Source organism: Amycolatopsis sp. A133, assembly GCF_031082405.1.
Classification (GTDB): domain Bacteria; phylum Actinomycetota; class Actinomycetes; order Mycobacteriales; family Pseudonocardiaceae; genus Amycolatopsis.
The window spans coordinates 247,378-260,387 of the sequence record NZ_JAVHJU010000004.1 but is presented as its reverse complement, the minus strand read 5'-3'; the positions used below and the strand labels follow the sequence as shown (position 1 = coordinate 260,387).

The 13,010-nt window shown below is 69.7% G+C and carries 10 protein-coding genes; 2 read left to right on the top strand and 8 right to left on the bottom strand.

Annotation, left to right across the window (positions count from 1 at the left end):
• Nucleotides 1-88: 88 nt before the first annotated feature.
• Together Q5425_RS05400 and Q5425_RS05395 are read right to left on the bottom strand one after the other, a co-directional pair.
• The gene (locus tag Q5425_RS05400) at nucleotides 89-1,546 is read right to left on the bottom strand and encodes a cytochrome P450 (protein WP_308670974.1); all 1,458 of its coding nucleotides are present in this window, start codon (nucleotides 1,544-1,546) and stop codon (nucleotides 89-91) included.
• Between the two features lie 17 nt (nucleotides 1,547-1,563).
• Nucleotides 1,564-2,550 (bottom strand): AraC family transcriptional regulator, encoded by a 987-nt coding sequence (locus Q5425_RS05395; RefSeq protein ID WP_308671420.1) that lies wholly within the window; start codon nucleotides 2,548-2,550, stop codon nucleotides 1,564-1,566.
• A gap of 83 nt (nucleotides 2,551-2,633) precedes the next feature.
• Here Q5425_RS05395 and Q5425_RS05390 point away from each other — a divergent pair, with 83 nt between their 5' ends.
• Together Q5425_RS05390 and Q5425_RS05385 are read left to right on the top strand one after the other, a co-directional pair.
• Complete coding sequence (locus tag Q5425_RS05390; protein ID WP_308670973.1) at nucleotides 2,634-3,038, top strand: pyridoxamine 5'-phosphate oxidase family protein; 405 nt, start codon at nucleotides 2,634-2,636, stop codon at nucleotides 3,036-3,038.
• 12 nt (nucleotides 3,039-3,050) lie between these two features.
• The gene (locus Q5425_RS05385) at nucleotides 3,051-3,518 is read left to right on the top strand and encodes an NUDIX domain-containing protein (protein WP_308670972.1); all 468 of its coding nucleotides are present in this window, start codon (nucleotides 3,051-3,053) and stop codon (nucleotides 3,516-3,518) included.
• Between the two features lie 48 nt (nucleotides 3,519-3,566).
• Here the strand turns inward: Q5425_RS05385 and Q5425_RS05380 are convergent, their stop codons facing one another.
• The 6 genes from Q5425_RS05380 to Q5425_RS05355 form a co-directional block, all read right to left on the bottom strand.
• Nucleotides 3,567-4,640 (bottom strand): ribonucleotide-diphosphate reductase subunit beta, encoded by a 1,074-nt coding sequence (locus Q5425_RS05380; RefSeq protein ID WP_308670971.1) that lies wholly within the window; start codon nucleotides 4,638-4,640, stop codon nucleotides 3,567-3,569.
• Between the two features lie 16 nt (nucleotides 4,641-4,656).
• The gene (locus Q5425_RS05375; protein WP_308670970.1) at nucleotides 4,657-7,575 is read right to left on the bottom strand and encodes a ribonucleoside-diphosphate reductase subunit alpha; all 2,919 of its coding nucleotides are present in this window, start codon (nucleotides 7,573-7,575) and stop codon (nucleotides 4,657-4,659) included.
• 292 nt (nucleotides 7,576-7,867) lie between these two features.
• Entirely contained in the window at nucleotides 7,868-11,032 is a 3,165-nt protein-coding gene (locus Q5425_RS05370; protein ID WP_308670969.1) for a helix-turn-helix domain-containing protein, read from the bottom strand.
• A 145-nt stretch (nucleotides 11,033-11,177) separates the two neighbouring features.
• On the bottom strand, nucleotides 11,178-11,762 hold the full coding sequence (locus tag Q5425_RS05365) for an acetoacetate decarboxylase family protein (RefSeq protein ID WP_308670968.1): 585 nt from the start codon (nucleotides 11,760-11,762) through the stop codon (nucleotides 11,178-11,180).
• The gene (locus Q5425_RS05360; RefSeq protein WP_308670967.1) at nucleotides 11,759-12,598 is read right to left on the bottom strand and encodes an enoyl-CoA hydratase-related protein; all 840 of its coding nucleotides are present in this window, start codon (nucleotides 12,596-12,598) and stop codon (nucleotides 11,759-11,761) included. The genes Q5425_RS05365 and Q5425_RS05360 overlap by 4 nt, the downstream gene beginning before the upstream one ends.
• Nucleotides 12,599-12,623: 25 nt before the next feature.
• Nucleotides 12,624-12,956, bottom strand: coding sequence for a hypothetical protein (locus tag Q5425_RS05355; protein WP_308670966.1), 333 nt, complete (start codon nucleotides 12,954-12,956; stop codon nucleotides 12,624-12,626).
• Nucleotides 12,957-13,010: the final 54 nt, after the last annotated feature.

Here is a 13,010-nt window from a genome sequence, read left to right as displayed (position 1 = left end):
GGGTGTCTACCGGCTGAACGAGTGAACGAATCGCCACAAGCGGTAACATTTCGTTACCGGGCGTATGCAGTGGTGGACGCCGGCCGGGTCAGCGCGGGGTCAGCCGGACCGGGAGACCGTCCGCCGGCACCGGCAGGGAGACGTAGTCCCAGCGCGCGGTGTAACTCTCCGGAACCGACCAGCGGTACGCCCGCAGCAGTTCGTGCATCAGCAACTTCACCTCGAGACTGCCGAAGTGCAGCCCGATGCACTTGTGCGCGCCGCCGCCGAACGGCATCCACGCCATCCGGTGCGCCTTGTCCTCGCGGCGCGGCTCCGCGAACCGCTCGGGGTCGAACGCGAAGGGGTCGGTCCAGCACTCGGGCGAGAAGTGGTTCACCGTGGGCGAAACGCCGACGAGGGTGTCCGCCGGGATGTAGTGCCCGAGCACCTCGGTGTCCTTGACGGTCTTGCGCGCCAGCGACGGCACCGGCGCCACCAGCCGCAGCGCCTCCTTCAGCACGAGGTCCAGGGTTTCCAGCTTCTCCAGCGCCGCGATGTCGGGCAGGTCGTCGCCGAGGGCCAGTGACTCCTCACGGGCGCGTTCCTGCCACTGCGGGTACTTGGCGAGGTAGTAGGCCATGGCGCTGCTGGTGATCGTCGTCGTGTCGTGCGCGGCCATCATCAGGAAGATCATGTGGTTGACGACGTCGGTGTCGGAGAACCGGTCGCCGTCCTCGGTGGTGGCCTGGCACAGCGCGGCGAACAGGTCGTCCCCGCCGGAACGCCGTTTGGCGGGCAGGGTTTCGCCGAAGCAGCGCTCGAGGACCTTCCGGCCGTGCAGCCCGGCCGACCAGCGCCCGCCCGGCACCGGGACGCGCACGAGCGCGGTGCCGGCCCGCACGGAGCTGACGAACGCGCGGTTGATCCGCGCCGCGTCGTCACCGCTGGGCATGCCCATGAACACGCGCGACGCGACGTCGAGGGTCAGCTGCTTGAGCGCCCAGTACAGCCGCGGCCGCCCGCTGCCCCATGCGGCGACGCCGTCGCGCAGGGCCGGGCCCATTTCGCCGACGTAGCCGGCGAGCCGCGGGCGCGTGAAGGCCTCCTGCATGATCCGGCGGTGCAGGTGGTGCTCGCCGAAGTCCATCAGCATCAGGCCGCGCTCGAAGAACCGCTCGATGAAGAACTTCCAGCCCTCCTGCGAGAACGCCTTGTCCTTGTTGACCAGTGCGATCTGCGTCGCCTCCGGCCCGGACAGCGCGACGATCCGGCGGCCGAACCCGCCGGTCCACGAGACCGGGCCGTAGAGCTCGTGGCGGCGCAGCCCGAAGGCGGTGCCGAACCGCATCATCTCGAGCATGTGCCCGACCAGTGGCGGCCCTTCGTCCCCGAGCACCGGCTTGAGGCCGCTGCCCGCGGGCGGCGTCGCGAGCTCCTTGACGGGCCAGCGGGAGTGCAGCCAGCGCTCGTCGACACCCCGGGGGAGCGGCAGGGCGGTCAGCGGCGGCACGCGCTCGCGCAGTGCTTCGGCGGCTCGGCTCACGGTGCCCGGCAAAGTGACCATCTCCCCGTCGAGATCGGCTATGCCTCCACGATGCACCCTTGTTGACGGTCTGACAATACCTGGGGGGCCGTCTTTTCGGGTGGTCCGTGGCGGTGTTTGCGGAACTCGCTCGGCGTGCTGCCCCGGATCCGCTTGAACGCCGCGCTGAACCCGAAGGCGTCGGCGTACCCGACGCTGCGGGCGACTTCCGAGACGGTGGCGGTGCTCCGCTCGGTCAGCAGGTCCGCCGCGAGCGCCATCCGGCGCCGGGTGAGGTAGGTCAGCGGCGGTTCGCCGACCAGCTCGGCGAACCGCTTGGCCAGCGTCGAACGCGAAACCCCGGCGCGGCCGGCCAGCGCGCCGACGGTCCACGGCGCCGCGGGCTCGTCGTGCAGCAGACGCAGCACGGGGCCGACGACCGGGTCCCGCTGGGCGGTCCACCACGCCGGGGGTTCGCCGCCGGGCCGGTCGAACCACGCGCGCAGCGTGCAGACGAGCATCCAGTCGAGCAGGCGGTCGAGGACCACCTGCTGGCCCGGCGCGTCGACGCCCACTTCGGCGGCGAGGTGGTCCAGCACGGCGTCGCCCGTGCCGGCCCCGGTCACGCGGAGCACGACGGGCAGGGCGTCCAGCAGCGGACGGCTGACCTCGCCGCCGGCCGGGTAGGCGCCGACGATCAGCGTGGTCGGGCCGTCGCCGTCGTCGTGCCAGCCGCGCCGGTGCCGCGTCCCGCCCAGTTCGGGTGCCGCGCAGAACTCGCCGCACGCGACCGGCTCGGCGCGGGTGCCGACCTCGTCGACGAAGGTGAACGTGCCCGGCCCGCGCACGACGACGGTGTCGTAGGCGCGCAGCGGCTCGGGCTCGCCCCGCTCGGGGACGATCCAGCCGCCGCCGGAGAGCACGGTGCACAGGGTCAGCGGCGCGCCGTCGACGAAGTGCAGGGCCCAGGGCGCGGACAGGGCCGAACTGCCGAAGAGCGAGCCGTGGGCCCGCACGCCGCGGAAGAGATCACCGAAGACGTCCACGCCGTCCGACATTAGACGAACGGACAGGGATTCCGGCTTCTCGCCCATGGGATCGTCCGGCTCGGTGCGGTTCACTGGACCTCATGAACACCATGACGCCCGACGATCTCGAGTTCCTCCAACGCCCGCTGCACGGCTTTCTGGCCGTGTCCGCCGGGGAGCCCCGCCCGGTGTGGTTCGAGGCCACCGGTGAAGGGCTGATCCAGCTGTTCAGCGAAGCGGACGCGCTCAAGGTGCGGCGCGTGCGCCGGGACCCGCGGGCGTCGATCGTGGTCGCGGCGCCGGTGGGGGAGCAGGAGCGGTGGGTGTCGGTGGCCGGCCGCGTTTCGCTGGAGCCCGATGGCGCGCACGACCTGGCCACGCGCCTGGCGTCTCGCTACTGGGACCTGGACGACCCGGTGCGCGCCGCCGACCTCGAGGCGATGCTGAAGACGGACCTGGTACGCCTGGTGATCCACCCGGAAACCGTGCGCCGCACCGTGTATTGAGCAAGGAGCGGGATGGCCGACCTGCCGCTGCGCGACCGAGCGGGCAACGTGCTGCTCGCCGTGCACCACCCCGCGGAAAGCGACCTGCCGCGGCTGGTCCCGTTGCCCGCCGCTCTGGTGGTGGCCGTCCACGCCGGCGCCGTTCTCCTGATGTTCGGCAAGTGGCGCAGGCAGTGGGAACTGCCCGGCGGTATGCGGGAGCCCGGCGAAACCTGCCGGGAAGCCGCGGCGCGCGAGCTGGCCGAGGAGACCGGCATCCGCGGCGTGGCGCTGACCTTCGCCGCGGTGGCCGAGTTCGCCCTGACCGAGCCCGCGCGCCGCGAATTCCTCGCCGTCTACCGGACCGAACTGACCATCGCGCCGCGGCTGACCCTCAGCGACGAAGGGACCGGCTTCCGCTGGTGGCCGCCCGGCGAACCCGTCGACGCGGACCTGAGCCCGCTGGACGCGGAGCTGGCCGCGCGAGTGGCCACGGCGTGAAACGGCCCCGCCCCGGCGAACCAGGGCGGGGCCGGGTGCACCGGGAGCTCAGTCCCAGTCGAGGGCGCCGCCCGACTGGTACTCGATCACGCGGGTCTCGAAGAAGTTCTTCTCCTTCTTCAGGTCCATCGCCTCGGACATCCACGGGAACGGGTTCTCGGTCTCGCCGAAGATCGGGGCGAGCCCGATCTGCTGCGCGCGCCGGTCGGTGATGAAGTGCATGTACTGCTCGCACAGCTGCGCCGACAGGCCCAGCATGCCGCGCGGCATCGTGTCACGCGCGTACGCGACCTCCAGCTCGCACGCGTCCTTCAGCATCCCGCGCACCTCGGCCTGGAACTCCTCGGTCCACAGGTGCGGGTTCTCGATCTTGATCTGGTTGATGCAGTCGATGCCGAAGTTCAGGTGGATCGACTCGTCGCGCAGGATGTACTGGTACTGCTCGGCGATGCCGACCATCTTGTTCCGGCGGCCCAGCGACAGGATCTGCGCGAAGCCCGTGTAGAACCACATGCCCTCGAAGATGACGTAGAACGCGACGAGGTCGCGCAGGAACGCCTGGTCGGCTTCCGGCGTGCCGGTCTCGAACTCCGGGTTCTCCAGGTTCTGCGTGTACTTCAGCGCCCACGCGTCCTTCGCCGAGATCGACGGAACCTCGCGGTACATGTTGAACAGCTCGCCCTCGACCAGGCCGAGGCTTTCGCAGATGTACTGGAAGGTGTGCGTGTGCACGGCCTCCTCGAACGCCTGGCGCAGCAGGTACTGGCGGCACTCGGGGTTGGTGATCTGCCGGTACACCGCGAGGACGATGTTGTTGGCCACCAGGGACTCCGCGGTCGCGAAGAAGCCCAGGTTGCGCTTGAGCATCTGCCGCTCGTCCTCGGTGAGGCCGTCCGGTGACTTCCAGAGCGCGATGTCGGCCTGCATGGCGACCTCGGTCGGCATCCAGTGGTTGTTGCAGCCGGCCAGGTACTTCTCCCACGCCCACTTGTACTTCATGGGCAGCAGCTGGTTGACGTCGGCGCGCGCGTTGATCATGCGCTTGTCGTCGACGTTGATCCGGGCGGCGCCGACCTCGATCTCCCCGAGGCCGGTCGCGTCCGTCGTCTCCACGTTGGTCATGTGTGCAGGGATTCCTTTACTGGCAGGCTTCGCAGTCGGGGTCGTCGATGCGGCAGGCGGCGCCTTCGGTGGCGACGAAGTCGACGTCCGGCTCCGGCTTCGGCGAAGGCGAAGGGGCGGGAGCAGGCGCCGGCGTCGGCGCGGGAGCCGGGGCCGGGGTGACCGCGGCGGGAGCCGCCGGAGCCGGGGTGGCCGCGACGGCGTTCAGCTTGCCGTCGGTGCCGCGCAGGGTGCTCTTCTCCACGTGCGTCGCGGACTGCGCCCGCAGGTAGTACGTGGTCTTGAGGCCCTTGTGCCACGCGTAGCGGTAGAGCTGGTCGAGCTTGCGGCCGCTCGGCGCCGCGATGTAGAGGTTCAGCGACTGCGCCTGGTCGATCCACTTCTGGCGCCGCGAACCCGCGTCCACCAGCCACTTCGACTCGATCTCGAACGCCGTCGCGTACAGCGCCTTCAGGTCGTCCGGGACGCGGTCGATCTGGCCGAGGCTGCCGTCGAAGTACTTGAGGTCGCTGACCATGACCTCGTCCCACAGCCCGCGCGCCTTGAGCGAGCGGACCAGGTGCGGGTTCACCACGGTGAAGTCGCCGGACATGTTCGACTTGACGAACAGGTTCTGGAACAGCGGCTCGATCGACTGGCCGACGCCGCAGATGTTGGAGATCGTCGCGGTCGGCGCGATCGCCATCACGTTGGAGTTGCGCATGCCGACGGTCTTGACGCGCTCGCGCAGCGGCGCCCAGTCCAGCGTCGTGGACACGTCGACGTCGAGGGCGTCACCCTGACGGGCGTCGATGAGCAGCTGCATCGAGTCGATCGGCAGGATGCCCTTGCTCCACAGCGAGCCCTCGAACGACTGGTACTGGCCGCGCTCCTCGGCGAGGTCGGTCGACGCCGAGATCGCGTAGTAGGAGATGTGCTCCATGCTCTCGTCGGCGAACTGCACAGCGGCTTCCGACGACAGCGGCACGCCGATCTCGAACAGCGCGTCCTGGAAGCCCATCAGTCCCAGCCCGATCGGGCGGTGGCGCAGGTTGGAGCGGCGCGCCTCCGGGATCGTGTAGAAGTTGATGTCGATCACGTTGTCCAGCATGCGGACGGCGGTGCGCACGGTCTTCTCGAGCCGCTCGGTGTCCAACCCGGCCGGGGTGACGTGCTTGAGCAGGTTCACCGAGCCGAGGTTGCAGACCGCGACCTCTTCGCTGTTGGTGTTCAGCGTGATCTCGGTGCACAGGTTGGACGAGTGCACGACGCCGACGTGCTGCTGCGGCGAGCGCAGGTTGCACGGGTCCTTGAACGTGATCCACGGGTGGCCGGTCTCGAACAGCATGGTCAGCATGCGGCGCCACAGGTCGACCGCGCGGACCTTGCGGAACACCTTGATCTCGCCGCGCTCGGCCATCGCCTCGTACTCGGCGTAGCGGGCGGAGAACTCGTTGCCGTAGAGGTCGTGCAGGTCCGGGGTCTCGTTCGGCGAGAACAGCGTCCACTGCGCGTCGGCCTCGACGCGGCGGAGGAACTCGTCGGGCACCCAGTTCGCGGTGTTCATGTCGTGGGTGCGGCGGCGGTCGTCACCGGTGTTCTTGCGCAGGTCGAGGAATTCCTCGATGTCGACGTGCCACGTCTCGAGGTACGCGCAGGCCGCGCCCTTGCGCTTGCCGCCCTGGTTGACCGCGACGGCGGTGTCGTTGGCGATCTTGAGGAACGGCACGACACCCTGCGACTGGCCGTTGGTGCCCTTGATGTGCGCGCCGAGGCCGCGGACCGGGGTCCAGTCGTTGCCGAGACCGCCCGAGTACTTGGCCAGCAGCGCGTTGTTCTTGTAGGCCTGGAAGATGGAGTCCAGGTCGTCGTCCACCGTGGTCAGGAAGCAGGACGACAGCTGCGGGCGGGTGGTGCCCGAGTTGAACAGCGTCGGGGTGGACGCCATGAAGTGGAAGCTGGACAGCAGTTCATAAAACTCGATGGCGCGGGCTTCGCGGTCGTCCTCGCGGATCGCCAGACCCATCGCGACGCGCATGAAGAACGCCTGCGGCAGCTCGAAGCGGGTGCCGTCGTGGTGCTGGAAGTACCGGTCGTAGAGCGTCTGCAGGCCGAGGAAGCCGAAGTCGAGGTCGCGCTCGGGCCGGATCGCGGCAGTGATCTTGTCCAGGTCGAAGCGCTGCAGCTCGGCGTCGACCAGCTCCAGCTCGATGGCGCGGCGCAGGTAGGCGCGGAAGTACGCGGGGTACTCGCCGGCCATCTCGTCCTGGCTGGCCAGGCGCGGGGTGCCGGCGAGGTAGCTCAGCGCCTCGCCGCGCAGCTTGTCCAGCAGCAGCCGGGCGGAGACGTAGGAGTAGTTCGGCTCCTGCTCGACGAGCACGCGGGCGGCCATGATCTGGGCCAGGGCGAGCTCGTCGGCGCTGATGCCGTCGTAGAGGTTGCGCTTGGTCTCGGCCAGCACCGGCTCGGCGGTGACGTCGTCGAGGCCGTCGACGGCCTCGCCCACCACGTGGGACACGCGGGCCCAGTCGAGCGGGCGCAGGACGCCGTCGGTGCCCTTGACGTTCAGCGCGACCTCGGCCGCGACCGGCTTGACGGCCTCGCGGGCCTTCGCGCGCTCCTCGCGATAGAGGACGTAGGCGCGGGCGACCTTGTGGTGCTCCCCGCGCATGAGGGCGAGCTCGACGATGTCCTGGATCTGCTCGATGTGCAGGGCGGTTTCGGGGCCGGCGTGGCGCAGCAGGGTCGTCTCCACCTGCTGGGTGAGCTCGGCGACGACGTGGTGCACGCGGGAGGACGCGGCGGCGTCGCCGCCCTCGACCGCGAGGAACGCCTTGGTCAGCGCGACCGAGATCTTCCCGGCGTCGAACGGCGACACGCTGCCGTCCCGCCGGATGACCCGGATCGCGGTGGGTGTGTCGGCAGCGGAGGGCCGCTGACCGGTTTCGACTGACATGCGTGTCTCCAGGTTTCGGGCGCGTCGGATCGCCGCACGGCCGCACAAGGCCGTGCGCTGCAGGTTCTTCAAAGCTGCCCGGCGACCCTCTGCAGCGGTCTCCCCGTCGCTGGGGGCTGCCGGTGTTGAGAGACTACATGTTGGGGTCGGGGTGTGCGCGGGACCCCAGATGGCGTGTCGCAGGCTCACCCTGCCGGGTTACGTGATCACCGAGAGGTGCTGCTCGCGCTGCGGGCGGGGGTGGGTGGCGGTAGCTTCCGGGGCCGCTGGGGGAGGACCGCGATTGGCTCGTTCAGGCAGGTTCGACGCCATCGAGGTCTGCGATTGCCCGGCGGACGTACCGCACACTGCGGGAGTCCTCGGCGTACTCCCGGGAAATCGGTGGAAGCAGGGTCTCGAGCTCCGCTTTGGCTTCGGCGGTGGTGAGCTTGCCCCGGGCATGCCGGATGACGGCCAGGTGCGCGGCGGTCACGAGGGTTTCCGGGGCGTCGGAGCCGAGCGCGCGGGCTTCGGCGTCCCTGGTGGCGTCCAGGACGGTTTCGGCGGCTTCGTACCGGGAGAGCTTCTCGAGCAGCAGCCCGTGGCAGTAGCCGGCTCTCCTGGCCTGTTTGGCGGTCGGGTCGAGGATCCGGCCGAAGGTCTCGCTCACCGTGCGGAACTCCTTCTCCGCATCCTCGAGCCGGCCGACGCGTTCGTAGGTGTGCGCGAGGCAATGCCTCTCGGTGAGGACAACGGAATCCTCGTCCGATGCCCCCGCAGCCACTCTGGCGGCGAGGATCGACGATATCTCTTGAACGGCTTCGTCGTCGCGGTCGAGTTTTCCGAGCAAGTCGGCACGTTCATGCCGGAGGCGCAGCACGAACTCAGGCGAAGGTGGTGCCGGCGAACTCAAGATGCGTTCATAGACGGAGTTGGCGTCTTCGAAACGTTTTTGTTCGCGAAGGTTGCGGGCGAGGCAGACCTGGAGGTCGTGGAAGAGCATGCCACTCGTTTCGTCCCGCTCTTCCAGCTCTTCGAGGAGCGAATGGTATTCGTTCTCGGCTTCTTCGTAGCGGCCGGCTCGATCGAGAGTATGCGCGAGTTGGTGCCGGGTCTCCAGCGAGATGAGCCGGTTGCCTGCATCGTTCGCACGGGCGGGGTGGGCGAACAACTGGTTGTATTCCGAAACTACAGCGTCGGAGTGTCCGCGCTGGTCCATGACCCTGGCGAGTGCCGACATCGTGGCGAGCGTCCGCTCGTTGATGACACCGAGTTGCTCGCGGCACGAGCCGAGAAGCCCGCGCAAAGCGGCTTCGGCTTCGGCTTCGTGACCGGTGCCGGCGAGGGCGATCGCCCACCGCCGGTGCGTGAGGACGGTATAGGGGTCGAGTTCGCCCAGGACCTCGCGGCGGGCGGTGAGGACACCGGCGAATTGCCGTTCCTGTTCTTCGCCCTCCAGGGTGCTCGCCCAGTCGTGCCAGGTGATGAGGGTTTCGGGGTGCCGTTCGCCCAGTACCTTTCGTTGCTCGGCCAAGATGGCGGCGAGCTCGGCAGACCTGGCTTCCGGCTCCGTGGCGAAGATCAGCGCAAGTCTGTGCCTGATCACCAAGTGGGCCGGGTGCTCGCCGGGAAGGCTTCCGGCAAGCTCGCGAACCCGTTCGATCAGTGTTGCCGCGTCGCCGCGGTCTTTGGTGAACACGAGGTAGGCGAACGCCCGAAGGCCGGAATTGATCATCACCTCGAGTGTCTCGCCGATTTTCGACGGTGCCGGGGGAAGCCGCAGCAATGCGGAGAGCACGTGAGGTGCGATGAGCCGCCACCACGACCAGTTCGTTTCGACCTCCGGAGCGAGCGCGGTTGCCGTGTCCAGGGCCGCGGCCGCGGCGCGCCACGTCGACACCTGCTCGGAGTCCGAACAGCTCTTCAGCCGTTGAGCCGCCGACTCGAGCACCAGCCGGTGGGCGGTGAGGTAGACGACCGGCGTGAAGACCGGCTCGGGGCGGACGCCGACGTCGCCGATTTCCCCGGCCTCGAGCATGCTGAGGTCGACCAGAGCTTCCAGCGCGCGATCCAGGTCGTCGCCGGCGAACGCCCCGGTGACCAGGCCCGCGCGTGCGAGCGCGTCGGCTTCGAGCAGGTCGACCGGGAACGGTGCGGCCGCGAAACACGACAAGAGCCGCATCAGGCCGCGGGCTCCGGCGACCCCCTGGCTTTCGAGGAGGTTCAGGCTCAGTTCCCAGGTGCGCCCCACGAGCCTGCGGTGCAGTTCTTCCTGCTGGTTCTGGGTCGGTGAGCGTTCGTCCAGGAGCTCGGGGCCGATTTCTCCCAGTGCCTCCCGGTAGGAGTCGAAGCTCGTGATGCGTGCTGACGCCGTCCTGCGCAGCAATCCCGCTCCCCGGGCCGCCCGGGCGAGGTACCGGCCGGCCGACGCCAGTGCGAGGGGCAGGCCGCCGAGGCGATCGGCCAAGGCCAGGGCGTCACGCCGGGTACCGGCGTGCCCAGCCTGGTCGATGAGCACGTCGGCCGCGGTGCCGGAGTCGAGCACGGTGACCGCGTGCCGGTCCGCTTGGCTGCCCCAGATCTCCGGGAGGCCGATCCGCGTGGTGATCACCGTGGTGCCGGCCGCGCTCGCCCGCGCCCAGCCGGTGCCTTCCCCGGCCATCGCACCGGCCGCGGCGAGGTGCCGTGGTTCGTCGGCGTTGTCGAACACCAGCAGCCAGCGATCCGCCGCGTGGTCGAGCGCAGACCACAGAAGGTCCATCGCGCTGGCCTGCCCCGACCACGCTCGATCGATCAGGAGCTGGTCGACACCGAGTTCGATGGCGATCTCGCGCATCAGCGTCGAAATGCCCTCGGGACGATCGGCGGCGACCCAGAACACGGTCTGACCGGCTTCGGCGGCCAACCGGGAGAGTTCCAGCGCGATGGTCGTCTTGCCGCACCCGCCCAAGCCGTGCAGCACCTGGATCCGCGCGGACGTGCCGGGAAGGCGGTCCTGCAGGCGCCGGAGCAGGTCGTCTCGCCCGCGGACACGGGCGGGCAGCATGCCCAGAGGAGGCCGGACCGAGTAGAAGCCCTGGGCGTTCGGCTCCGCGGTGGGCGGCCGATCCGGTGGCCGGAGCTCTTCGGCTTCAGCCGCCTTGGCTGCTTCCTGGGCGGCCGCCCAGTTCCTCGTGGCGGGGACGCCGCAGGCTTTGAGGATCGCGGAGATGGTCTCCCAACTCGGCGGATGGCGTCCCGCCAGTGCCTCGGAGACCGTCGAGGCGCTCAGCTTGGCGGCCTTGCTGAGCTCGCGTTGAGAGGGATAGCCGGCTTCCCGCATCGCGTCGCGCAGGCGCGCGGCCAGAGCTCGTACCGCTTCGGGTGCCGACGGGCCGGGACGACTCACCGCGCCCCCCTCCGAAGTTCGCCGAACGCCGAGATCGCGGGGGATTGACGCTGGTCGGAACGGTCGCGTTCGCCGAACGTTCGCGATCATCCCCGAGCGCCGACCCGACGCGCTTGCCTGTGTTCATGCAGACATGGGAAACGATCGAACAGGCACTCACCATCGTTACACTGTGCGTCAAGCTGACCCGGGAGCTGCGCTCGCTCAAGAGGGAATCGGCGGTCGAAATCCCCGCTCAGGCGCCGAAGCGCAGCTGCGAGCCGGGCAGGGCGAGGCTCAGGAACGGGCGGCGGCCGGCCAGGTAGCCGAGCGGGCCGTGCGCGTTGATCGCCCAGTCGGCCGCGGCGAGCGCGGGACGGATCTTCGCGCCCACCGGCGTCCGGACCGGGGTGCCGTCGCGGTCCTGGAGGACGTCGAACCCGGACGGGAGCGCGAGCGGTGAGCCCGGCCTCGGCGTGAAAGCCGCCGTGGCGATCCAGTCGTCGGCCGTGGCCGCGGTGTGGGTGCGGTCGGTGAACCGGAGGTCGGCGAGGTCCTTCGGGATGGCCCACAGCTCCCGGCCGCCGGCGAGGGACACCTCGGAGTCGACCCAGATCCGGGTGATCGTGCACGTCGTCCGCTTGCCGCGCACCGGGACCGCGGCGAGCAGCTCGTGGTAGCTGAGCTGCCCGGGCTCGCGGTAGGCGATCCAGGCGGTGAACACGGAGGTGTACCCGGCCACGGACAGGGCGGCCGGGTGCACGTCGCGCGCGGGGACGCGCCAGATCGACACGTGCGCGTCGGCGGTCAGGTTCCAGGGCTGCGGCGGGTACGGGGTCATTTCTCCAGCCAGGGCAGGTAGTCGGGCAGGTCCTTCTCGACGCGCATGCCGAACGCGGGCGGCCGCTTCTGCAGGAACGACAGGACCCCCTCGACGGCGTCCGGGCTCGTGCCGAGGCCGCCGATCAGGCGGGAGTCGAGTTCGTGCACCGGGAACGGCGAGTCCGCGCTCGCCATCCGGTAGAGCAGCTGGCGGGTCACCGCGACCGACACCGGCGCCGTCTTCTCGACGATTTCCCCGGCGAGCCGGTAGGCCTCGTCGAGCACGGTTCCGGTGGGGAAAACCCGGTGCACCAGGGCTTTTTCGAGGGCTTCGGCGGCGGTGAAGACGCGGCCGCTGATCATCCAGTCGAGCGCGGTGCCCATGCCGACCAGCCGGGGGAGGAACCACGCGGACGCGCCTTCGGGGTAGATGCCGCGGCGGGTGAACACGAAGCCGAACCGCGAGTCCTCCGCCGCGAGCCGGTAGTCGCACGAGAGCGTGATGGTGATGCCGCCGCCGACGGCCGCGCCGTGCAGGGCCGCGATCACCGGCTTGTTCATGGTGAAGATCCGCTTCGAGCACCGGCCGGCGGGTTCCTGCCACGCCGCGTCCGGGCCGGTCGAGGGGTCGAAGTCGAAGCCGCCCTGTGAAAGATCGGCCCCGACGCAGAAGTCTTTCCCGGCCCCGGTCAGCACGACGACCCGGACATCCTCGTCACGGTCGGCCCGGTCCATCGCGGCCCCGAGCTCGTCGGCCATCCGGATCGTGTAGCCGTTGCGCGCTTCGGGGCGGTTCAGCGTCACCGTGGCGACCCGGTCCGCGACGGCGTAGGTGATCTCGGCGTAGTCGGCCATGCGAAGACGCTATTGCAGGCGGACGCTACTGGCAAGATGTCAATAGTGGGTCCGCAGCGTCCTCGCCGGTCCGGCGGCGCGCGCGGCGGCTCGCCCAGGCCGAACCGCCGCCGGCTGCCGCGGCGGCGACCCAGGGGATCACCGTGCCGACGAGGACCACGGCGCCGACCACCAGAATGAACAGTGAAACGATCCTGACAAAGGTTTCCCGGTCGCCGGTGACCGCGAGACCGATCACCCGGTTGAGCAACGGAGAACCGATGGCCGTGGAACGCCGGTGCAATTCTTCGCCTGAGATGAGGCCGATCTGCTCCGTTGTTGTCGCGTGCTCGTGGCATCCGTGTTTCCGGTTGTGCACGGGTCCTCCTCGGCCATGGGTCGGTGGGGAGAGATCCTTCGTCGGCTCCGGCGA

What these genes read in the sequence shown, in the direction of transcription:
- Q5425_RS05390 (WP_308670973.1), top strand. Translation starts at nt 2,634, where the DNA reads ATGAACACCATGACGCCCGACGATCTCGAGTTCCTCCAACGCCCGCTG.
- Q5425_RS05380 (WP_308670971.1), bottom strand. Translation starts at nt 4,640, where the DNA reads ATGACCAACGTGGAGACGACGGACGCGACCGGCCTCGGGGAGATCGAG.
- Q5425_RS05375 (WP_308670970.1), bottom strand. Translation starts at nt 7,575, where the DNA reads ATGTCAGTCGAAACCGGTCAGCGGCCCTCCGCTGCCGACACACCCACC.
- Q5425_RS05370 (WP_308670969.1), bottom strand. Translation starts at nt 11,032, where the DNA reads ATGATCGCGAACGTTCGGCGAACGCGACCGTTCCGACCAGCGTCAATC.
- Q5425_RS05360 (WP_308670967.1), bottom strand. Translation starts at nt 12,598, where the DNA reads ATGGCCGACTACGCCGAGATCACCTACGCCGTCGCGGACCGGGTCGCC.
- Q5425_RS05400 (WP_308670974.1), bottom strand. Translation starts at nt 1,546, where the DNA reads ATGGTCACTTTGCCGGGCACCGTGAGCCGAGCCGCCGAAGCACTGCGC.
- Q5425_RS05385 (WP_308670972.1), top strand. Translation starts at nt 3,051, where the DNA reads ATGGCCGACCTGCCGCTGCGCGACCGAGCGGGCAACGTGCTGCTCGCC.
- Q5425_RS05365 (WP_308670968.1), bottom strand. Translation starts at nt 11,762, where the DNA reads ATGACCCCGTACCCGCCGCAGCCCTGGAACCTGACCGCCGACGCGCAC.